Source organism: Azospirillum thiophilum, from assembly GCF_001305595.1.
Lineage (GTDB): Bacteria > Pseudomonadota > Alphaproteobacteria > Azospirillales > Azospirillaceae > Azospirillum > Azospirillum thiophilum.
Genome location: NZ_CP012404.1, coordinates 439,945 through 460,165 on the forward strand (window position 1 = coordinate 439,945; position 20,221 = coordinate 460,165).

Here is a 20,221-nt window from a genome sequence, read left to right on the forward strand (position 1 = left end):
GATGTGGCTCCCTTTCCTCAAACGGTCAGGTGGCTGTGGATCGACAGGGCGGCCAGCTTGCCGTCCTGCACCGACTGGACCGTCAGATCCTCCCCCGTGGCGACGCAATCGCCGCCGGCCCAGACCTTGGCCAGCGTGGTGCGGTAGGCGGCGTCGACGGCGATCTTGCCGCCAGCGGTCTCCAGGCCGGACAGCGCGTCGGCCGACAGTGTCTGCCCAACCGCCTTCAGCACCATGTCGGCCTGGAGGGTGAAGGTCTCGCCGGTGCCGGCCAGCCTGCCGTCGGCCAGCCGGGTGCGCTCGAAGGTGATGGAGGCGCTGCCGATCTCCTTGGGGGCGGCGAAGGTCTTCAGGACGACGCCTTCGGTCTGCGCCAGCTCCTGTTCCCAGGGAGTGGCGCCCATCTGGGCGCGGCCGCGGCGGTAGACCAGCGTCACATCCTCCGCGCCAAGCCTTTTCGCCTGGATGGCGGCGTCCACCGCGGTGTTGCCGCCGCCGATCACCACCACGCTGCGGCCGACGGCCGGCGGCCGGTCCGGCGGCGCCTGCCGCACCCGCTCGATGAAGGCGGTGGCGTCCTCGACGCCCGCGCGTTCCTCGCCGGGGATGCCGAGCCGGTTGTTGGCCCCGAGGCCGAGCCCCAGGAACACCGCGTCATTGTCGGCGCGCAGATCCTCCAGCGACAGGCCGGTGCCCAGCCTGCGGCCATGTTCCACCGCGATGCCGCCGACGCCGAGGATGAAGGCGACCTCGCGCTGGGCGAAATCGTCGGCCATCTTGTAGGGGGCGAGGCCGTATTCGTTGAGGCCGCCGGACTTCGCCTTCGCCTCGAACACCGTCACCTCATGGCCGAGCGTGGCGAGGCGATGGGCGCAGGACAGGCCGGCCGGTCCGGCCCCGACCACGGCGACCCGCTTGCCGGTGGCGGCGGCGCGGGCGAAGGGGTGGGCCGGCTCGCCGTCAATGAGGCGGTCGGTGGCGTGGCGCTGCAACCGGCCGATGGCGACCGGGCGATCCTCCGCCCGGTTGCGGACGCAGGATTGCTCGCACAGCGTCTCGGTCGGGCAGACGCGGCCGCAGGTGCCGCCCATGATGTTCTCCGCCAGGATCGTCGTCGCGGCCCCCTTCAGGTTGCCGGTGGCGATCGAGCGGATGAAGGCCGGGATGTCGATTCCGGTCGGGCAGGCCCGGATGCAGGGCGCGTCATAGCAGAACAGGCAGCGGTTCGATTCGGCGAGCGCCTGGACCGGTGTCATCGGCGGCGTCAGGTCGGCATAAGGGGATGCCGGACGGTCCGCGTCGGGTTTCGGGGTGGTGGCGAGCGTAGCGATCAGGGTCATGGCGGATGGCTTCCCTTCGGTCGCGGAGCGGCGTGGCGACCGAAGCGTCAGCAACCCGTGTGCCAAACGATCCAACCTGCAACGATGAGGGGCGCACACGGCCAAAAAGCTGACTGTTCGGTCAAAAACTGACGAGATGGACAGACATGGCCCGATCATGCCAGCCATGCGGATTGCACGCAACTCGGCCTTTTGGCGCCTCTTTTGGCGGCGGAACGCAGGAAACCCCCTTGAAGTGGAGGGCATGGAAACCGGAAACTTCGCCCTATCAAAGAGTTGCTGAGCAGGGCCGCTGCCTTCGATTTCGGCATCGCGCCTATGCAACAGGGATAGGGGGTGTCGCCATGTCCGCTCCGTCCAGCCTGCTGATCGACCGCGCGGCCACTCCCATCGGCGAGTTGATCGTCGTCGCGGATGATGACGGCGCCTTGCACGCCATCGACTGGAGCGACCATGAGCACCGGCTGCACCGCTTGCTGCGCCTGCACCATCCAGGCGGTTACGAACTGCGGCCGGCGGTCGATCCGGGTGGGCTGACGCGGGCGATGGACGCCTATTTCGCCGGCGACCTTGCGGCGATCGACCTGCTGCCGGTGCGCACCGGCGGTACGGATTTCCAACGCGCGGTGTGGGCGGCACTGCGCGGTGTTCCCTGCGGCACGACCATCACCTATCGCGAACTGGCGGCACTGGCCGGGCGCCCGGCGGCGGTGCGGGCGGCTGGGCACGCCAACGGCGCCAATCCGGTCGGCGTCGTGGTGCCCTGCCATCGGGTGGTCGGGTCGGACGGAACGCTGACCGGCTATGGCGGCGGAATCGAGCGCAAGCGCTGGCTGCTGGACCATGAGGGGGCACCTCGCCCGGGCCGCCCCCCAAACCGCTTCCCGGGCTGATGCGGCAGTCCGCTCTCAGGCGCCGAAGCCGCCGTCGATGGTCTGGAACGAGCCGGTGATCATCGCGGCATGCGGGCCGGCGATATAGGCGGTCAGTTCGGCGACCTCGTCGGCATGGACGTGGCGCTTGATCGCCATGAAGCCATGCATGACCGGCGCCATCGGCCCGTCGGCCGGATTCATGTCGCTGTCGGTCGGGCCCGGCTGGATGGCGTTCACGGTGATGCCGCGGTCGCCGAAGTCGCGGGCGAGGCCGCGCACCATGCCCTGGACCGCCGATTTGGTCAGGGCGTAGGCGGCCCCGCCGGCGAAGGGCATGCGGTCGCCGTTCACCGAGCCGATGACGATGATGCGGCCCCCGTCCTTCATGCGCCGCGCCGCTTCGACCGCGGCATGGTAGGGCGCGCGGACATTGATGTCGATCATCCGGTCGACGGCGTCGGGATCGAGCGTGAGCGGATCGCCCAGCACCAGCGTACCGGCATTGACCACCAGCACATCCAGCGCGCCGCGGTCCGCCACCGTCGCGATCAGGGCGTCGCGGTCGGCACTGTCGGCGCGGATGGCTTCCGCCCCGCTTTCGGCGGCCAACGCTTCGGCGGCGTCCTTCGACCCGGCATAGGTGAAGGCGACGGCATCGCCGGCCTTGGTGAGGCGGCGGACGATGGCCTTGCCGATGCCGCGGCTGCCGCCGAGGACCAGGATGTTCCGGCCGGTGCTCTCAACCATGATGCGCTCCTTGATGAAAGTGTAGTGACCGCTATATAAAGCCCAGCGGGGAGTTTCCGCAAGGAGAAAATATAGTGGTCGCTACAGAATCATGCGGACCGCGGGGCAGGCGGCGGTCCTTCGACATGGACGAGGCGGTCGAAACCGCGATGAGGCTGTTCCATGCGCGCGGCTACGACGCAGTGGGCGTCGCCGAACTGGGCGCGGAGCTGGGGATCAAGCCGCCGAGCTTCTATGCGGCCTTCGGCAGCAAGGCCGGGCTGTTCGAGCGGGCGTTGCGGCGCTATGCGGCGGGGGAGGCGAACATCTTCGCCCGCGCGCAGGCCGACGGCGGCGGCGTCGCCGAGGTGATCGAGCGGACGCTGATGCTGGCGGCGCGGCTCTATCCGGAACGCGACGGGGTGGCGGGCTGCCTCGTGCTGGACGGGGCGCGCAACAGCGCCGATCCGGAGGCGTGTACGCTGACCGCGGCGCTGAGAAGGGCCGGTCTGGCGGCGCTGCGGGACTTCATCGCCACGGAGCGGCCGGAGCGGGCCGCCGCGCTGGCGGACTTCGTGATGACCGCGATGCGGGGGATGTCGGCGGCGGCGCGCGACGGCGCCGACGAGGCGATGCTCACCACCTTCGCGGCGATGGCGAGTGGCGCCTTCCGCCGCGAACTGGCGGCGGAAGGCTGACTTGAGCAGCTGAGCCGGCGGTCAGGCCGGCATGGCCTCGCGCGGGATGATGGCGCCGCGGTGCTGGATGACGGCGGCGGCCAGCTTGTGGGCGGCGCGGGCGGCATCGGCCGGACCCTCGCCGCGCAGGCGGGCGGCGAGATAGCCGGCGCTGAAGCTGTCGCCGGCCGCCGTGGTGTCGACCACCGTGGCGACCGTCTGCGCCGGCACATCGACGGCCTTGCCGTCCTCGATCACCACGCAGCCGGGCTGCTCCAGCTTCAGCACGATCTCGGACACGCCGGCGTTGCGGACGCGGGCCAGCACGGCGTCGGCATCGGCGTCGCCATAGAGGTCGCGCAGGTCGGTCACGCCGGGCAGCGCGATGTCGGTGAGGCGCAGCATGCGGTCGAAGGCGGCCCGTGCGGTCTCGATGTCCGGCCACAGGCGGGGGCGCCAGTTGGTGTCGAAGGCGACCTTGCCGCCGCGGGCCCGCACCCGCTCCAGCAATTCGAACAGCCGCTCGCGGCCCTGTTCGCCCAGGATGGCGATGCTGATGCCGGACAGATAGACGACGCCGTAGCCCTCCAGCGCGGCGCACAGCTCCGGCGTCTGGGGCAGGGCGAACAGCTCGCGCGCCGGGGCCTTGTCGCGCCAGTAGAGGAAGCGGCGCTCGCCGCTGGCGTCGGTTTCGATCAGGTAGAGGCCGGGCAGGCGGTTCGGCACGCGCAGGACGTGGGAGGTGCCGACGCCCTCGGCCTCCCAGGCGGCGACCATGTCCTGGCTGATGCTGTCGTCGCCGAGCGCCGTGACATAGTCGACCGGGGTGCCCAGCCGCGCCAGATAGACCGCGGTGTTCAGCGTGTCGCCGCCGAAGCCCATGGTCAGCGACCCGTCCGGCCGCCGGAACATCTCGATCATGCATTCGCCGAGCGCGGCGATGCGGTTGGGCGTGTCGGTCATGTTTCCTCTCCACTGGCCGGGAGTCTTCCCCGGCGAAACTCTCATGCTGCCGCGAGCCGGCGTTCGCGCGCCCGCAGCCGTTCGCGGTGCGCGGTGTAGACGCCGCTGGCGATGATCACGCCCATGCCCACGAAGGTCCAATGGTCGGGCACCGCGCCGAAGACGAGGAAACCCAGGGCCGTGGACCAGATCAGCTGGACATAGGTGAAGGGCGCCAGCACCGACGCCTCGCCCTGGCGATAGGCCAGGATCAGCAGCCATTGCGCCGCCGTGTAGACCAGCCCGATGAAGACGCCCAGCAGCATCTCCCACGGCGTCGGCCACGCCGCGTGCAGCGGCAGCAGCGCGGTCAGCACGATCAGTCCGGTCAGCGCGCTCCACACCATGGTGGTCAGCGGGCTTTCCTGCACCGTCATCCTGCGCGTCGCCACCAGCCCGAGCGCCCAGCAGAAGGCGGTCAGCACCGGCAGCAGCACGGCCGGCTGGAAGCCGTCGGCCCCCGGCCGGATGACGATCGTCACCCCGGCCAGCCCGACCAGCAGCGCCGCCCAGCGGCGGATGCCGACCGTCTCGCCCAGCAGCAGGATCGACAGCACGGTGACGAAGGCGGGCGAGACGAAGCTGATCGCCGCCGCTTCGGCCAGCGGCAGATGTTGCATTGCCATGATGAAGAACAGGGCCGACCCCAGCATCCCCAGGCCGCGCAGCACCTGCAGCCCCGGCCGCGTCGTCTTCAGCACCCGCAGCGAGCCGCCGCGCAGGGCCAGCGGCATCACCAGGGCGGTGAAGACGAGGTAGCGCAGCCAGACGATCTCGACCGGCGGCAGGGTCCGGGCGAGATATTTCGCCGTGGCGTCGGAACAGGACAGAAAGGCCACCCCCAGCACCACCAGCAGGATCGCCCGCATCGGCTCCGTCCCGTTCGGTGCCGGGCCGCCCGGCTGGGCCGGCTGGATCGGCATCTGGGGAGCGTTCGCCGGCACGGGACCGGTTTCGGCACCGGTGCGGGGGATGGAATTGTCTGGCATGGCGCCGGCTCGTCATCGGTCACGGGGAAAGGGGGGCGGACCCCTTACATAACCGCTCCCATCTGCCAAGGAGCGAATTCATCGGCGCCGACGCCGAGCTCCTCGCTCTTGGACTTGCGGCCGGATGCGGTGTCGAGCACGAGCTGGAAGATCGCGCGGCCGACCTCCTCGATCGAGGCGTCGCCGCTGGCGATGGCGCCGCAATCGATGTCCATGTCGTCCGGCATCTTGCGGAACAGCGCGCTGTTGGTCGCCAGCTTCAGGCTGGGCGTCGGCTTGCAGCCGAAGACCGAGCCGCGGCCGGTGGTGAAGCACAGCACGTTGGCGCCGCCCGCCACCTGTCCCGTAGCCGACACCGGGTCGTAGCCGGGGGTGTCCATGAAGACGAAGCCCTTGTCGGTGATCGGCTCGGCATAGCGGTAGACCGCGGTCAGCGGGGTGGTGCCGCCCTTGGCGACCGCGCCCAGCGACTTTTCCAGGATGGTGGTCAGGCCGCCCTTCTTGTTGCCGGGCGACGGGTTGTTGTTCATCTCGCCGCCAGTGCGGCTGGTGTACTCCTCCCACCAGCCGATGCGGGAGACCAGCGCCTTGCCGACCTCGCGGCGGACGGCGCGGCGGGTCAGCAGATGCTCGGCGCCATAGACCTCCGGGGTCTCGCTCAGCACGGCGGTGCCGCCGTTGCGGACCAGCAGGTCGACGGCATGGCCCAGAGCCGGGTTGGCGGTGATGCCCGAATAGCCGTCCGAGCCGCCGCATTGCAGCGCAAGCGTCAGATGGCTGGCCGGCAGGGTCTGGCGGGTGACGTCGTCGATCTCGGGCAGCAGCGCCTCGATCCGGCGGATGCCCTCGCGGGCCGCCGCGGCGGTGCCGCCCATGTCCTGGATGCCGATGGGGATGACGCGGGCACCGGCTTCCAGGCCGGTGGCCTCCATCAGCTTGTCGATCTGGTTCACCTCGCAGCCGAGGCCGAGCAGGATCACCGCGGCGAAGTTCGGATGGCGGGCATAGCCGGCGATGGTGCGTTGCAGCGTCTCCATCACCTCGCCGCTGCCGGCCATGCCGCAGCCGTAGCCGTGGGTGAGTGCTACGACGCCGTCGATGTTGGGATAGGCGGCGAGGGCGGGCCCGCGGAAATGGTCGGCGATCATCCGCGCCGCGGTGGCGGAACAGTTCACCGAGGTCAGCACGCCGATGTAGTTGCGGGTGGCGACGCGGCCGTCGGGGCGCAGGATGCCCTGGAAGGTGGCGCGCTCGGCCTCCGGAATCATCTCGACCGGGTGGACGTCGGCGCCGAAGGCGTAATCGCGCTCGAACTCGCTGCCCATGCCCATGTTGTGGACGTGGACATGCTCGCCCGGCCGGATCGCCGTGGAGGCGAAGCCGATGACCTGGTTGTACTTGCGCACCGGCTCGCCGGGCGCGATGGCGCGCACCGCGACCTTGTGTCCGGCCGGCACCGGCCCGGTGGTCGCGACATCGGTGCCGGGCAGAAGGATGCCGGGCTCCAGGTCGGCGCCGGCGACGACGACATTGTCGGCGGGGTGCAGGCGGATGGTCAGCGATGCCATGGAGGATGTCCTTGAAGAGACGTGATGTTCCCTCTCCCGTCCCGGGAGAGGGAGGGGACCCGCCGAAGGCGGGGAGGGTGAGGGGGCGGCCGAGAATCCCGAAGCGCATGGTTCCTTGGATCACCCCTCACCCTTCCCATGCTCCGCATGGGCCCCTTCCCTCTCCCGGGGCGGGAGAGGGAGGCTCAGGCGATCACAGCTTGTAGGCGCTCTTGGCGAGGCGGTAGGCGAGGTCGACCGCGAGATCCGCCGCCTCGTCCTCGTCCATCCGGTGTTCGGCCACCAGCCGGGCGAGGAAGCTGCAATCGACGCGGCGCGACACGTCGTGGCGGGCCGGGATCGAGCAGAACGCGCGGGTGTCGTCGTTGAAGCCGACCGTGTTGTAGAAGCCGGCGGTCTCCGTGATCATCTCGCGGTAGCGGCGCATGCCCTCGGGGCTGTCATGGAACCACCAGGCCGGGCCGACGCGCAGCGCCGGGTAATGGCCGGCCAGTGGCGCCAGCTCGCGGGAATAGCTGTCCTCGTCCAGCGTGAACAGGATGATGGTCAGGTCGCGCTCGTTGCCGAAACGGTCGAGCAGCGGCTTCAGCGCCCGCACATATTCGGTGCCGACCGGGATGTCGGCGCCCTTGTCGCGGCCGAAGCGCTCGAACAGGAGATTGTTGTGGTTGCGGAAGGAGCCGGGATGGATCTGCATGACCAGACCGTCCTCCAGGCTCATGCGCGCCATCTCGGTCAGCATCTGGGCGCGGAACAGCTCGGCTTCCCCGGCCGTGGCGCCGCCGCGGCGCACGATGTCGAACAGCGTCTCGGCCTCGGCGCGCGGTAGGTCGGCGGTCGCCGCCGTCGGGTGGCCGTGGTCGGTCGAGGTGGCGCCGAAGCTCTTGAAATACTGGCGGCGGTCGGCCAGGGCGGCGAGATAGCCGTCCCAGGTCGCAGTGTCCTGGCCGGTGATGCGGCCCAGCTCGGCGAGGTTCCCGTGGAAGCCTTCGAACTCCGGATCGACGACCGGGTCGGGACGGAAGGCGGTGATGACCCGGCCCTTCCAGCCGCTCTCGCGGATCGCCTTGTGGTGCTCCAGCGGGTCGAGCGGCGATTCGGTGGTCGCCAGCAGCTCGAGGTTGAAGCGTTCGAACAGGGCGCGCGGGCGGAACTCCGGCTTGCCCAGGCACTCTTCGATCCGGTCGTAGATGCGGTCGGCGCTGGCCGCGCTCAGGCGCTCGGTGACGCCGAACACCGTCTCGAAGGCATGGGTCAGCCACATCGAGGTGGGCGTGCCGCGGAACAGCTGCCAGTTGGAGGCCAGCAGGCGCCAGATGGCGCGATTGTCGGACGAGGTCTCCCCGCCGTCCTTGCGCGGCACGCCCAGCTGCTCCAGCGGAATTCCCTGGCTGTAGAGCATGCGGAAGGCGTAATGGTCGGGCTTGACGAACAGGCTCGCCGGGTCCGGAAACGGCTCGTCCTTGGCGAACCAGGACGGGTCGGTGTGGCCGTGCGGGCTGATGATCGGCAGGGCGCTGACTTCGCCGTACAGGCGCCGCGCGATGTCGCGCTGCGTCGGGTCGCTCGGGAAGAGACGGTCGGGGTGAAGCATTGGAAGCCTCTACGCTGCAAGAGTAAGGACAAAAGCAGGGTGGGGAGAAGGCGGGGTCCGTGCGGGGGACCGTCCCTACCGGCTGGTCGTATAATATTAATATATCAGATTGGATTGCAAGCCCAATCGCAGGGTTGTCCCCGTATCGCATGCGCCCAGTCGCCGCACCCCATCGGCCCGCGGGGCCCGGATCGGGACCGGAGATGGGTTTGACCTTGGCGAAGCGGGACGGGTAGATTGCAGGTCATGAGGAAATGCCCGCGGGTGGCCAAATGCCGCCCCCTGTCACGCCTGCCGGAATGGAGCCAGCGTTGAAGAAGGTCGCGACGACAGGCGATGAAGGCGGCCTGGCCTCCGCAGCGACGCGCCGTGCCGCGGTCCCGGTGGCGGCGGTGCGCCCGCCCCGCCGTGCCGCGACGGTGGCATCGCGCATCTACCGCGATTTGCGGTCCGAAATCGTGTCGCTGAAGCGCAAGCCGGGCGACCCGATCGCCGAGAAGCAGATCGCCGAGACCTATGGCGTCAGCCGCACGCCCGTCCGCGAGGCGGTGCTGAAGCTGGCCGACGAGGGACTGATCGAGATCTTTCCGCAATCCGGCACCTTCGTGTCGCGCATCCCGCTCGACGTCCTGCCGGAGGCCTTCGCCATCCGCAAGGCGCTGGAGGAGGCGACGGTGCGCTATGCCGCTGCACGCGCCACCCGCAGCCAGATCGCGGCCCTGCGCGCCAACCTGGAGCTGCAGCGGGAGATGCAGGAAACCGCCAATTACGAAGGGTTCCATCAGGCCGACGAGGCGTTCCACGCGCTGATCGCCGACATCGCCGGCTATCCGGGATTCTGGACGCTGATCCAGCAGACCAAGGTGCAGATCGACCGCTACCGGCTGCTGACCCTGCCGGTGCTGGGTCGCGTCGCCGAGGTCATCGCCGAGCACAGCGCCATCGTCGATGCGGTGGCGGCCAACGATCCGGCGGCCGCCATCCGCGCGCTCGACAACCATCTGGACGACCTGCAGATCTCGGTGGCCGATATCCGCCGGGACTTCCCGCGTTACTTCACCGCACCCGGAGATGCCGCGTAGGCCACCGGCTCGCCCAGGAAATCCTCGCGGATCGGCGTGAAGATGTCGAGCAGCACGCCCGGCTCCAGCGCCACCACGCCATGCAGGATGTTGGACGGCACCATGTAGCCGTCGCCGGTGTTCAGGCGCTGCGTGCGGCCGTCGATGGTGACGTCGAAGGATCCCTGCTCGACCACGGCGCACTGCACATGCGGGTGGCGGTGCTGGGCGCCGATGGCGCCGGCCTCGAACTCGACCCGCACCATCATCATGGCGTCGTTGTAGCCGAGTATCTTGCGGCGCACCCCGTCGCCGAGATCCTGCCACGGGATGTCGCCCGCGGTCACGAACACGTCGTTCTTCGTCTGGGTCGTCATCGTCTGGTTTCCTCCCATCGGATACCCCGTCCCGCCGACGGCATTCCGGCGGCGGGACGGGGCTGCGTCAGTCAGCGGGCCAGCCAGCCGCCGTCGACCGGCAGGATGGTGCCGTGGATGTAGTCGGCGGCGTCGGAGGACAGGAACACCGCCGGGCCGCCGATGTCCGACGGCAGGCTCCAGCGCCCGGCCGGGATGCGGCCGAGGATCTCGGCGCTGCGGTTCTCGTCGGCGCGCAGCGCCGCGGTGTTGTTGGTGGCGACGTAGCCGGGCGCGATGGCGTTGACGTTGATGCCCTTCGACGCCCACTCGCAGGCCAGCAGCTTGGTGATGCCGGCGACGCCGCTCTTGGACGCGGTGTATGACGGCACGCGGATGCCGCCCTGGAAGGACAGCATCGAGGCGATGTTGACGATCTTGCCCTTGCGGCCCTGGCCGATGGCATAGCGGCCGAAGGCCTGGCAGAGGAAGAACACCGTCTTGAGGTTGAGGTTCATCACCAGATCCCAGTCGGCTTCGCTGAAGTCGACGGCGTCGGCACGGCGGATGGTCCCGGCATTGTTGACCAGGATGTCGAGTTGGCCGAGCGTGCCCACGGTTTCCTCGACGAGGCCCGCCACCGGGGCGATGCTGGTCAGGTCGGCGTGGATGGCGTGGAACTTGCGCCCCGTCGCCTCGACCAGCCCCTTGGTCTCGTCGAGCGACACGACGTCGACGGCGGCGATGTCGGCGCCGGCATTGGCCAGCGCCACGGCGATGCCCTGGCCGATCCCGGTGTTGGCGCCGGTGACCAGCGCCACCTTGCCGCTCAGGTCGAACGAATTGCTCATGGTCGGATCCCGTTCTTGTCGGTTGGTTCTTGTCTGTCGGGCGTCTTGTCCGGCGGGTGTCAGCGCAGGCGGTCCATGGCGACGAAGTCCATGTCGGTGAAGTCCTGGTTGTCGCCGCCCATCGCCCAGATGAAGGTGTAGTTGCGGGTGCCGACGCCGGAATGGATCGACCAGGGCGGGGAGATCACCGCCTGCTCGTTGGCGACCACGATGTGGCGGGTCTGCTCCGGCTCGCCCATCAGGTGGATGACGCGGGCGTCGCTCGGCAGATCGAAGTAGAAATAGATCTCGCAGCGCCGGTCATGGGTGTGGCACGGCATCGTGTTCCACATGTTGTTCGGCTTCAGCACCGTCATGCCCAGCACCAGCTGCGCGGTGCGCACCACGTCCGGGTGGATCATCTGGTAGATGGTGCGCTCGTTCGACTGGGACGGGTCGCCGAGATGCACCGCCTTGGCCTGGCCGATCGAGATCTTCATCGTCTCGAACCGGGCGTGGGCCGGAGTGCTGTTCAGGTAGAACTTGGCCGGCTCGCGGCGGTCCAGGCTTTCGAAGACGACATCCTTGCTGCCCATCGCGACATAGAGGGCGTCGCGCGGCGCCAGCTCGTACACCGCGCCGTCGACGGTGACGCGGCCCGGGCCGCCGACATTGACCACGCCCAGCTCGCGGCGGTCGAGGAAGTTGGGCGAACCGATCTCCTTGGCCGATTCCAGCTTGACCGGGCCGGCCACCGGCATGGCGCCGCCGACGACGAAACGGTCGACATGGCTGTAGGTGAAGACGGTCTCGTCCGCCTCGAACAGGGTGGGGACCAGGAAATGGTCGCGCAGCGTCTCGGAATCGAAGTTGCGCACCGCGTCGGGGTGGGAAGCGTGGCGGACGGAGATTTTCATGGTGGGAGATCCTTCGGCGTCTGGGCGGCCGGCGATCCGGCGGAACGGTCCCGCGGGTCGCGCCTGGATAAGACGATGGCGATCCTCCCGGCAGCGGCCGGATGGTCGGTTCGCAACCATCATACTAATATACTAGTACGACGGGCAAGCTCTAATGATGGAGTTCCGGACATTTCACCGGGCGGAGAATGCGCGGCAAAATCGCGTGGCGGAGGCCGGAAACCGTGGAGACGGGGCGCCCGCGTTGCGCCGGTCCCCGTGGTAATATATTAGTGAGGGGACATCCTTCGGAGACCACGTCCATGACCAGCCAGCCGCCGCGCAAGCGCATCGCCCTCGTCGCCCACGACGCCCGCAAGGCCGACCTCATCGCCTGGATCGGGGCGAACATCGGCGCGCTCGACGGCCATGCCTATTGGGCGACCGGCACCACCGGCCAGAAGGTGCGCGACGCCCATCCCGGACTGGAGGTGACGCCGCTGAAGAGCGGCCCGCTCGGCGGCGACCAGCAGATCGGCGCGATGATCGCCGAGGGGCGGATCGACCTGCTGGTCTTCTTCGTCGACCCGATGACCGCCCAGCCGCACGATGTCGACGTCAAGGCGCTGACCCGTCTGGCGACGCTCTACAACATCCCGATGGCCTGCAACGAGGCGACCGCCGACATGATCGTGTCCTCGCCCCATTTCGCCGGCGGCTACACCCCGCGCGCAGCGAATTTCAGCGGCTACGAGACGCGCAAGGTCTGAGGAGCGGCTGCCTTCCCGGGCACCGTCCTCATCAACTGGTGAAGTAATGCGGATTGGCGCGCTGGACGTCGGCGATGCCGAGTTGCAGGTCGGTCAGGTGGTGGCGCAGTTGGGCCACCGCGCGGTCGGGGTCGCGCGCGGCGACGGCCTCGACGATGGCGCCATGTTCGGCAAGGGCCTTGTTCATCCGGCCGACGACCGGAAGCGTCAGGTGGCGGTAGCGGTCGACCTGCCGCTTGACCTGCTGCGTCACCGTCCAGAAGCCGGGATAGCCTGAGATCTCGGCGAGCAGCGCGTGGAAATCCTCGTCGGCATCGTGGAAGCCGTCGAAGTTGCCGGCCTCCTGCATCTCGCGCTGAAGCTCCAGGTTGGCGCGCAGCCGGGCGACCTGGCTGCCGGTCGCCTGTTCGGCGGCATAGCGCACCGTCGCCTCCTCCAGCGCGCGGCGGATGGCGATGGCTTCCGGCAGGGCGCTCAGGGGAATGCGGGCGACGAAGGTGCCGGACTGCGGGAACACCTCCACCAGCCCTTCGTCGGCCAGCTTCAGCATGGCTTCGCGGACGGGGGTACGGCTGACGCCATAGCTGTCCGCCACCTCCTTCTCGATCATCGGGTCGCCCGGCTTGCGGCGCAGCGAGACGATGTCGTCGCGCAGGTCGCGGTAGATGGTGCCCGACACGGTGGCGCCGCGGTGGGCGGGCCTTGCGGTGGCGCTGGCGGGCCGCCGGCGGCGGCGGCGGACCGGTGCGGCCACCATGTTCGTTTCGCCCGCGTCGGAGTCCATGGTCGTTCCGTTCATGTCATCGGCAATTCGGCGCCATTTCACCTGTGTGACGCCGTGCTTACTAATATATCGCTGTAACTCCATGAGCGGAACGACTTTCGCCGCCGGAATTTCAACCCAGCCCCGTGTCAAGTGGCTGCCGGACGGACTGGAGGGTTGCCTTGTCTCGGCTGCCTGTACCACTCTGCGCAACCTGCCCATTCGTATACCCCCCGATGCACTGCCCATTGCGAGCCTCCGGCAGGGGACCGCGGGACAGAGCCGAACCGGAGGCCCCGTCACCGATGTTGCGTTCATGACTGCAGCGCAGACCCCCTCATCACCGTCGGAGCGCCTGTTCCGCAAGGCGGCGCTGGACCGGCTGTCCTCGCCGGAGGAGTTGGACCGGCTGGTCGTGCTCACCACGCCGCGCGGCTGGCTGGCGCTGGGGGCGGTGCTGGGGTTGCTGGCGCTGGCGCTGGCCTGGAGCGTGATCGGCACCATTCAGACGCGGGTGACCGGCCCCGGCCTGCTGGTCAGCAGCGGCGGCCGGGTGTTCGACGCCGTCGCCACCGCGTCCGGCACGCTGGTCGCCCCGCTGGTGAAGCCGGGCGATACGGTGACCGCCGGCCAGCTGCTGGCCCGCATCGACAAGGCGGAGCTGGAACAGACCCTTGACCATGCGAAGGCGGTGCTGGGGGAGCGCGAGGACGACCTCGCCCGCCGGGCCGCCCAGCTGGAGCGCGAGGCGCAGGCCCGCCGCGCCAACTTCACCGCCCGCCGCGCAGCCCTGCGGCAGGTGGTCGCAGCGGCGGAGACGCGGGTGCAGTTCCTCGACACCATGCTGCGCGGCCAGGAGGACATCGCCAGCCGTGGCTTCACCACCCGCCAGCGGGTCGAGGACACGCGCCAGGAACTGGCCGCCGCCCGCCAGAAGGTGAGCGACGCCAGGAGCCAGCTTCTCCAGATCGACACCGAGGAACTGGACATGTCCAGCCGGGCCGAGCAGACGCTGACCGGCGCGCGCGACCGCATCGCCGACGCCCGCCGCCGGGTCGACGAGCTGACGTTGCAGCTCGAACAGGACACCCGCATCCTGAGCCCGACCGACGGGCGGGTCACCGAATGGAAGCTGGCGGACGGCGCCCGCGTCGGCGCCGGAACGCCGGTGGTCAGCATCGAAAGCGGCTCGCGCGGGTTGCAGCTGGTGCTCTACGTCCCGCCGGAGCATGGCAAGAAGCTGAAACCGGGCATGGATGTCCGCATCGCGCCGTCCACCGTGCGCAAGGAGGAATACGGCACGCTGGTCGGCCGCGTCGCCGAGGTGTCGGACTTCCCCTCCACCCCCCAGGGCATGCAGGCGGTGTTGCAGAACGACCGGCTGGTGACGCAGTTCTCGGCCAAGGGTCCGCCCTTCGCCGTGCGCGTCGACCTGATCCCGGAGGCCGGCACCCCGTCGGGCTACCGCTGGTCGTCGGGCGGCGGGCCGGCGATGACCGTCACCAGCGGCACCCCGGCCGAAGGCGAGGTGACGGTGCGCGAACAGCCGCCGCTGGCCTTCGTCATCCCGGCCCTGCGCAAGGCGACCGGCCTGTGAGTGCAACGCCGGTGAGCGCAAAGACCGCGACCGCGAAGGCGCCTGAGAAGCGCCGGCAGTCCCGCGTCCGCACGCCGACCCTGCTCCAGATGGAGGCGGTGGAGTGCGGCGCCGCCTCGCTCGGCATCATCCTCGCCCATTTCGGCCGCTGGGTGCCGCTGGAGGAACTGCGGGCCGCCTGCGGCGTGTCGCGCGACGGCAGCAAGGCCAGCAACCTGCTGCGCGCCGCCCGCCGCTACGGCCTCGTCGCCAAGGGCTTCAAGAAGGAGCCGGACGCGCTGGCCGCCATGCCCTGGCCGATGATCGTCCATTGGAACTTCAACCATTATCTGGTCTTCGAGGGCTTCAAGGGCGACCACGCCTATCTGAACGACCCGGTCACCGGCCCGCGCCGCGTCACCCGCGCCGAGTTCTCCGAAGCCTTCACCGGCGTCGCGCTGGCCTTCGAGCCGGGGCCGGAGTTCGTTGCCGGCGCGAGGCCGCCCGGCCTTGCCGGCATGCTGGGGCGTCAGCTGAAGCGCTCGCGCGCCGCGGTCGGCTTCGCGCTGGCCGCCAGCCTGGCGCTGGTGCTGCCGGGCATCGCGCTGCCGGCCTTCACCAAGGCCTTCGTCGACGAGGTGCTGATCGGCGGCCAACGCAATTGGCTGGTGCCGCTGCTGCTGGGGATGGCGGCCACGGCGCTGGTCCGCGGGCTGCTGACCGCGCTCCAGCAATCGGCGCTGCTGAAGCTGGAGACCAAATTCGCCATGGTGATGGCCAGCCGCTATGTCTGGCGGTTGCTGCAACTGCCGGTGCCCTTCTTCGGCCAGCGCCATCCCGGCGACATCGCCGGCCGGGTCGCCGCCAACGACCGGGTGGCGCGGCTGCTGTCGGGCGAGATGGCGACCGCGGCGATGAGCCTGCTGACGGTCGTCTTCTTCGGGCTGGTCATGCTGACCTACGATCCGGCGCTGGCGGCGGTGACCATCCTGCTGGTGCTGGGCAACATGCTGTTCCTGCGCGGCGCCTCGCGCGGGCGGGAGGATGCCGGGCGCCGCCTGCTGTCGGAACAGGCCAAGCTGGGCGCCGTCACCGTCGGCAGCATCCAGGCGATCGAGACACTGAAATCCGCCGGGCTGGAGGGGCAGGCCTTCGAGCGCTGGGCGGGATATCAGGCGCGGCTGTTGACGGTGCGCCAGATCCTGGGGGTGCATTCCGCGCTGCTGATGGTGGCGCCGACCTTCCTCAACGCGCTCGGCACCGCGGCGATCCTGGGGCTGGGCGCGGTGCGGGTGATGGACGGGGCGCTGTCCGTCGGCGCCCTGGTGGCGTTCCAGAGCCTGGCATCCAGCTTTTCCGCCCCGGTCGCCAAGCTGGTCGGCATGGGCGGCACGCTGCAACGGGTGAAGGCCGACCTGCAACGGCTGAACGACACGCTGGACCATGCGCCCGACCCGCAATCGGGCCTCGCCGATTCCGCGGCGGGGGAGGTGGCAGCTCTCGGAGCCGGGGAGCCGGTGCGGCTGAGCGGGGCGGTGGAGCTGGCCGACATCTCCTTCGGCTACAGCGTGCTCGACCCGCCGCTGATCGACGGGCTGTCGCTGTCGCTGGCCCCCGGCATGCGGGTGGCGCTGGTCGGCGGCTCGGGCAGCGGGAAATCCACCGTCGGCCGGCTGATCTGCGGCCTCGTCCAACCCTGGTCGGGGCGGATCCTGTTCGACGGGCGGCCGCCGGACGAGATCCCGGTGTCCCTGCGCGCCGCCTCCATCGCCTATGTCGACCAGGATGTCTTCCTGTTCGACGGATCGGTGCGCGACAACCTGACCCTGTGGGACCGCACGGTGCCCGAGGCGGCATTGACCCGCGCGCTGGAGGACGCCGCCATCCTGGGCGAGGTCGCCGGCCGCGCCGGCCAGCTCGACGCGCCGGTTGCCGAGGGCGGGGTGAATTTCAGCGGCGGCCAGCGCCAGCGGCTGGAGATCGCCCGCGCGCTGTCCGGCAACCCGTCGATCCTGGTGCTGGACGAGGCGACGGCGGCGCTGGACGTGGCGACCGAGAAGCTGATCGACGACAATCTGCGGCGGCGCGGCTGCACCTGCATCATCATCGCCCACCGGCTGAGCACGATCCGCGACTGCGACGAGATCATCGTGCTGAACCGCGGCCGGGTGGTGGAGCGCGGCAGCCATGAAGAGCTTCTGGCGCGCGGCGGCGAATACGCCTCGCTGATCGCGGCGGGGTGAGGCGATGGACCTTCTCGACAGCCCGGCGACGGTGCCGGCCCCGATTTTGCCGGCTCCCCTCCTGGTGGAGGGCGGCAACCATCGCCCGCTGACGCTGGACGACCCGCGGCTGGGCTGGCGGGTCGAGGACGGCTATGTCGACCTCTTCCACCTCGCGGCCGGCAGCGGCCGGCGCAGCCACCTGTTCCGGGCGGAGGCCGGGGCGCTGCTGTTCGGAGTGGAGCGGACGGGCGGTGCGGAGCTGGTCGCGGTCGGCTCCATCGGCTCGCGCCTGCGCGGGGTGGAGCGGGAGGAGCTGGCCGGGGAGGCCGATTTCCTGCCGCGCGCCGAAGCCTGGATCCTGCGGCTGACCGATGCGGCGACCGGCGGCGAGGCGGTGTGGCCCGACCGGGTGGCGGAGCCGGGCGAGCGCCGGCTCGGCCCCGGCGAGCGGCTCCATGCCGACCCGCGCCGCCCGCTGTGGCTGACGGTGGAGGAGGGGGCGGCCGCATGGCTGGACGGCCCGGCGACACCGGCGGGCGAACCGCCGCTGCCGCTGGCCGACCGGGCGTGGATCGGGGCGGCCGGTGACGCGCCGGTTGCGTTGAGCGTGACGGAGGCCTGGCCCGACGGCGGCCTGCTGTGGCCGGCCTTCGACCGTTTCCATGCGCTGGCGCTCGACCGCATCGGCGCCCGCTTCGCCCGGCAGGCGGAAGGCGAGGCGCAGCGCGCCGAACGAAGCCGGCAATCGGCCGAGGCGGCGCTGGCCCTGGCGCTGGGCGGCCTGTCCGATCTCGTCGATCGCCGCTCCGCCGCGGGCCGTGCCGCCGGAGCATCCTTGCCGGCCGCCGCCGATCCGCTGTCGGCCGCCCTTGCCGCCCTGATGGCGCATATGGGGATGGAGGAGGCGCTGCCGCGCATCGACGCCGCCGGCAAGGCGCCGCCGGAGATGCTCGACACGCTGCTGTCCGCCGCCCGCCTGCGCGGACGCAAGGTGATCCTGCGCGACGGCTGGTGGCACGGCGAGGGCGCGCCGATGCTCGGCTGGCTGGAGGAGGGGCGGCTGCCGGTGGCGCTGCTGCCGACGCCGTCCGGCTTCGACATGCTGGATGCGACCGGCCGGCGCCGCGTGACGCAGGATCTGGCCGACCGGCTGGCGGCCGATGGCCTGCACCTCTACCGCCCGCTGCCGGCCCGCGCGCTGTCGGCGGTGGAGGCGATCCGCTTTCCCCTGCGCGGCCTGGGCGGCGACGGCCTGCGGCTTGGGCTGTGCGGGCTGGCGGCGGCGGTGTTGGGGCTGCTGGTGCCGGTCGCCACCGGCTTCCTGTTCGACAGCGCCATTCCGCGCGCCGACACCGGCCAGTTGGTCTTCATCGTCGCCGGGCTGGTCGCCGCCGCCATCGGCGGCGCGGTGTTCGATCTGGTCAAGGTGATGGCGGTGCTGCGGCTGGAAAGCCGGATCGACGGGGTGATGCAGGCGGCCTTCATCGACCGGCTGCTGGCATTGCCGGTCGGCTTCTTCCGCCGCTACACCGCCGGCGACCTCGCCGACCGGGCGCTCGGGCTGCAGACCGTGCGCGAGATCCTGGCCGCCAGCACGATGACCGGCCTGCTGGGCGCCCTGTTCGGGTCGGTCAGCCTGGGGCTGCTCGCCGTCTACGACTGGCGCCTCGCGCTGGTCGCCACCGGGCTGGCGCTGCTGTCGGCGCTGGTGACGGCGGCATTGTCCTGGGGTCAGCTGCGCCACGAGCGCGAGCATATCCGGCGGCAGGGCCGGCTCGACGGGCTGGTCCTGCAACTGATCGTCGGCATCGGCAAGCTGCGGGTCGCCGGGGCCGAGCCGCGGGCGATGGCAGAATGGGCGCGCGGCTTCGCCGGGCAGAAGTCGCGCGCGGTTGCCGCCCAGCGCTTCGGCAACGCGCTGGAGACCTTCCATGCCGCCTTCCCGACGCTGGCGACCATCGCGGTGTTCCTGGCGGTGGCGCTGCTGATGGAGCATGACGCCAAGCAGCAGGCGCTCCAGGCGCTGGCCGCCACGCCGGGGGACGAGGCGGCGGCGGCCTTCACCACCGGCAGCTTCCTGGCCTTCATCACCGCCTTCGGCCAGCTGCTGGCCGCGTTGACCGAGATGGCGCACGCCCTGACCAAGAGCCTGACCGTGCTGCCGCTGCTGGAGCGCGCCCGCCCGATCCTGGAGACCGCGCCCGAGGTGCCGGCCGGCCGCGACGCGCCGGGCCCGTTGCAGGGCGGCATCGCGCTGAGCCGGGTCGGCTTCCGCTATGCCCCCGACGCGCCGCGGGTGCTGCACGACCTCAGCCTGTCGATCGAGCCGGGCGAGTTCGTCGCCATCGTCGGCTCGTCGGGCAGCGGCAAATCCACGGTGATGCGGCTGCTGCTCGGGTTCGAGCGGCCGGAGCAGGGCGAGGTGTTCTTCGACGGCCGGGCGGCCGAGCGGCTCGACCTCGCCGCGGTGCGCCGGCAGATCGGCGTGGTGCTCCAGAACGGGCGCATCACCTCGGGCAGCCTGTTCCAGAACATCGTCGGCACCGCGCCGCTCGGGCTGGACGACGCCTGGCACGCGGCGCGGCTGGTCGGGCTGGACCAGGACATCGAACAGATGCCGATGGGCATGCACACCGTGCTGATGGACGGCGGCGGCACCCTGTCGGGCGGCCAGCGCCAGCGGCTGATGATCGCCCGCGCCCTGGTCCACCGTCCGCGCGTGCTGTTGCTGGACGAGGCGACCAGCGCGCTCGACAACCGGACCCAGGCGGTGGTGACGGCATCGCTCGCCAAGCTCAGCGTCACCCGCGTGGTGATTGCCCACCGGCTCAGCACCATCCGCGACGTCGACCGCATCCTGGTGCTGGAGGGCGGGCGGCTGGTGCAGTCCGGCCGCTACGAGGATCTGATGGCGGTGGACGGGCCGTTCCGCACCATCGCCAGCCGGCAGCTGCTTTAGGAATTCAAAGGGAA

17 protein-coding genes are annotated in these 20,221 nt (G+C 70.4%); 7 read left to right on the plus strand and 10 right to left on the minus strand.

The window, feature by feature from the left end; translation table 11 throughout:
• Positions 1-17: 17 nt before the first annotated feature.
• Positions 18-1,340 (minus strand): NAD(P)-dependent oxidoreductase, encoded by a 1,323-nt coding sequence (locus tag AL072_RS24800; RefSeq protein WP_045583479.1) that lies wholly within the window; start codon positions 1,338-1,340, stop codon positions 18-20.
• Between the two features lie 344 nt (positions 1,341-1,684).
• Here AL072_RS24800 and ogt point away from each other — a divergent pair, with 344 nt between their 5' ends.
• Positions 1,685-2,233 (plus strand): methylated-DNA--[protein]-cysteine S-methyltransferase, encoded by a 549-nt coding sequence (ogt, locus tag AL072_RS24805; protein ID WP_045583478.1) that lies wholly within the window; start codon positions 1,685-1,687, stop codon positions 2,231-2,233.
• A 15-nt stretch (positions 2,234-2,248) separates the two neighbouring features.
• Here ogt and bdcA read toward each other — a convergent pair whose 3' ends face one another.
• Positions 2,249-2,962: an SDR family oxidoreductase gene (gene bdcA / locus AL072_RS24810; protein ID WP_045583477.1), complete on the minus strand. Its 714-nt coding sequence runs from the start codon at positions 2,960-2,962 to the stop codon at positions 2,249-2,251.
• Between the two features lie 125 nt (positions 2,963-3,087).
• On the opposite strand from bdcA, the gene AL072_RS24815 reads away from it, so the two are divergent.
• Positions 3,088-3,639, plus strand: coding sequence for a TetR/AcrR family transcriptional regulator (locus AL072_RS24815; protein ID WP_045583476.1), 552 nt, complete (start codon positions 3,088-3,090; stop codon positions 3,637-3,639).
• 21 nt (positions 3,640-3,660) lie between these two features.
• On the opposite strand, the gene AL072_RS24820 is transcribed toward AL072_RS24815, so the two are convergent.
• The 4 genes from AL072_RS24820 to uxaC all read right to left on the minus strand — a co-directional run bounded on the left by AL072_RS24820 (position 3,661) and on the right by uxaC (position 8,771).
• Entirely contained in the window at positions 3,661-4,581 is a 921-nt protein-coding gene (locus AL072_RS24820; RefSeq protein WP_045583475.1) for a sugar kinase, read from the minus strand.
• 41 nt (positions 4,582-4,622) lie between these two features.
• Positions 4,623-5,609 (minus strand): DMT family transporter, encoded by a 987-nt coding sequence (locus AL072_RS24825; RefSeq protein WP_052710152.1) that lies wholly within the window; start codon positions 5,607-5,609, stop codon positions 4,623-4,625.
• 44 nt (positions 5,610-5,653) lie between these two features.
• Positions 5,654-7,177, minus strand: coding sequence for a UxaA family hydrolase (locus AL072_RS24830; protein ID WP_045583474.1), 1,524 nt, complete (start codon positions 7,175-7,177; stop codon positions 5,654-5,656).
• Positions 7,178-7,370: 193 nt separating this feature from the next.
• Entirely contained in the window at positions 7,371-8,771 is a 1,401-nt protein-coding gene (gene uxaC / locus AL072_RS24835) for a glucuronate isomerase (protein ID WP_045583473.1), read from the minus strand.
• A 299-nt stretch (positions 8,772-9,070) separates the two neighbouring features.
• Between uxaC and AL072_RS24840 the strand changes: the two genes are divergently transcribed.
• Positions 9,071-9,853: a GntR family transcriptional regulator gene (locus AL072_RS24840; RefSeq protein WP_045583472.1), complete on the plus strand. Its 783-nt coding sequence runs from the start codon at positions 9,071-9,073 to the stop codon at positions 9,851-9,853.
• Here AL072_RS24840 and AL072_RS24845 read toward each other — a convergent pair.
• The 3 genes from AL072_RS24845 to kduI form a co-directional block, all read right to left on the minus strand.
• Complete coding sequence (locus tag AL072_RS24845; protein WP_045583471.1) at positions 9,823-10,209, minus strand: cupin domain-containing protein; 387 nt, start codon at positions 10,207-10,209, stop codon at positions 9,823-9,825. The two genes, AL072_RS24840 and AL072_RS24845, sit on opposite strands and share 31 nt — an antisense overlap.
• A gap of 71 nt (positions 10,210-10,280) precedes the next feature.
• On the minus strand, positions 10,281-11,039 hold the full coding sequence (gene kduD / locus AL072_RS24850) for a 2-dehydro-3-deoxy-D-gluconate 5-dehydrogenase KduD (RefSeq protein WP_045583470.1): 759 nt from the start codon (positions 11,037-11,039) through the stop codon (positions 10,281-10,283).
• 59 nt (positions 11,040-11,098) lie between these two features.
• Positions 11,099-11,935 carry a 5-dehydro-4-deoxy-D-glucuronate isomerase gene (gene kduI / locus AL072_RS24855; protein WP_045583469.1) on the minus strand — a complete coding sequence of 279 codons (837 nt, stop codon included), beginning with the start codon at positions 11,933-11,935 and terminating at the stop codon, positions 11,099-11,101.
• Positions 11,936-12,237: 302 nt separating this feature from the next.
• Here kduI and AL072_RS24860 point away from each other — a divergent pair, with 302 nt between their 5' ends.
• On the plus strand, positions 12,238-12,684 hold the full coding sequence (locus tag AL072_RS24860; protein ID WP_045583468.1) for a methylglyoxal synthase: 447 nt from the start codon (positions 12,238-12,240) through the stop codon (positions 12,682-12,684).
• 31 nt (positions 12,685-12,715) lie between these two features.
• On the opposite strand, the gene AL072_RS24865 is transcribed toward AL072_RS24860, so the two are convergent.
• Positions 12,716-13,468, minus strand: coding sequence for a GntR family transcriptional regulator (locus AL072_RS24865; RefSeq protein WP_045583931.1), 753 nt, complete (start codon positions 13,466-13,468; stop codon positions 12,716-12,718).
• A gap of 295 nt (positions 13,469-13,763) precedes the next feature.
• On the opposite strand from AL072_RS24865, the gene AL072_RS24870 reads away from it, so the two are divergent.
• Genes AL072_RS24870 through AL072_RS24880 form a run of 3 tightly spaced genes read left to right on the plus strand, consistent with a single transcriptional unit; the run spans position 13,764 to position 20,207 of the window.
• Positions 13,764-15,044, plus strand: coding sequence for an NHLP bacteriocin system secretion protein (locus tag AL072_RS24870; RefSeq protein ID WP_045583467.1), 1,281 nt, complete (start codon positions 13,764-13,766; stop codon positions 15,042-15,044).
• Positions 15,045-15,055: 11 nt separating this feature from the next.
• Positions 15,056-17,266 carry an NHLP family bacteriocin export ABC transporter peptidase/permease/ATPase subunit gene (locus tag AL072_RS24875; RefSeq protein WP_045583466.1) on the plus strand — a complete coding sequence of 737 codons (2,211 nt, stop codon included), beginning with the start codon at positions 15,056-15,058 and terminating at the stop codon, positions 17,264-17,266.
• A gap of 4 nt (positions 17,267-17,270) precedes the next feature.
• A complete protein-coding gene (locus tag AL072_RS24880) occupies positions 17,271-20,207 on the plus strand; it encodes an NHLP bacteriocin export ABC transporter permease/ATPase subunit (protein ID WP_045583465.1) in 2,937 nt (978 codons plus the stop codon).
• Positions 20,208-20,221: the final 14 nt, after the last annotated feature.

Bases quoted from the DNA above. Each gene is read 5' to 3' on its own strand.
- AL072_RS24800 (WP_045583479.1), bottom strand. From the start codon at position 1,340: ATGACCCTGATCGCTACGCTCGCCACCACCCCGAAACCCGACGCGGAC.
- ogt (WP_045583478.1), top strand. From the start codon at position 1,685: ATGTCCGCTCCGTCCAGCCTGCTGATCGACCGCGCGGCCACTCCCATC.
- bdcA (WP_045583477.1), bottom strand. From the start codon at position 2,962: ATGGTTGAGAGCACCGGCCGGAACATCCTGGTCCTCGGCGGCAGCCGC.
- AL072_RS24815 (WP_045583476.1), top strand. From the start codon at position 3,088: ATGGACGAGGCGGTCGAAACCGCGATGAGGCTGTTCCATGCGCGCGGC.
- AL072_RS24820 (WP_045583475.1), bottom strand. From the start codon at position 4,581: ATGACCGACACGCCCAACCGCATCGCCGCGCTCGGCGAATGCATGATC.
- AL072_RS24825 (WP_052710152.1), bottom strand. From the start codon at position 5,609: ATGCCAGACAATTCCATCCCCCGCACCGGTGCCGAAACCGGTCCCGTG.
- AL072_RS24830 (WP_045583474.1), bottom strand. From the start codon at position 7,177: ATGGCATCGCTGACCATCCGCCTGCACCCCGCCGACAATGTCGTCGTC.
- uxaC (WP_045583473.1), bottom strand. From the start codon at position 8,771: ATGCTTCACCCCGACCGTCTCTTCCCGAGCGACCCGACGCAGCGCGAC.
- AL072_RS24840 (WP_045583472.1), top strand. From the start codon at position 9,071: ATGGAGCCAGCGTTGAAGAAGGTCGCGACGACAGGCGATGAAGGCGGC.
- AL072_RS24845 (WP_045583471.1), bottom strand. From the start codon at position 10,209: ATGACGACCCAGACGAAGAACGACGTGTTCGTGACCGCGGGCGACATC.
- kduD (WP_045583470.1), bottom strand. From the start codon at position 11,039: ATGAGCAATTCGTTCGACCTGAGCGGCAAGGTGGCGCTGGTCACCGGC.
- kduI (WP_045583469.1), bottom strand. From the start codon at position 11,935: ATGAAAATCTCCGTCCGCCACGCTTCCCACCCCGACGCGGTGCGCAAC.
- AL072_RS24860 (WP_045583468.1), top strand. From the start codon at position 12,238: ATGACCAGCCAGCCGCCGCGCAAGCGCATCGCCCTCGTCGCCCACGAC.
- AL072_RS24865 (WP_045583931.1), bottom strand. From the start codon at position 13,468: ATGGACTCCGACGCGGGCGAAACGAACATGGTGGCCGCACCGGTCCGC.
- AL072_RS24870 (WP_045583467.1), top strand. From the start codon at position 13,764: ATGACTGCAGCGCAGACCCCCTCATCACCGTCGGAGCGCCTGTTCCGC.
- AL072_RS24880 (WP_045583465.1), top strand. From the start codon at position 17,271: ATGGACCTTCTCGACAGCCCGGCGACGGTGCCGGCCCCGATTTTGCCG.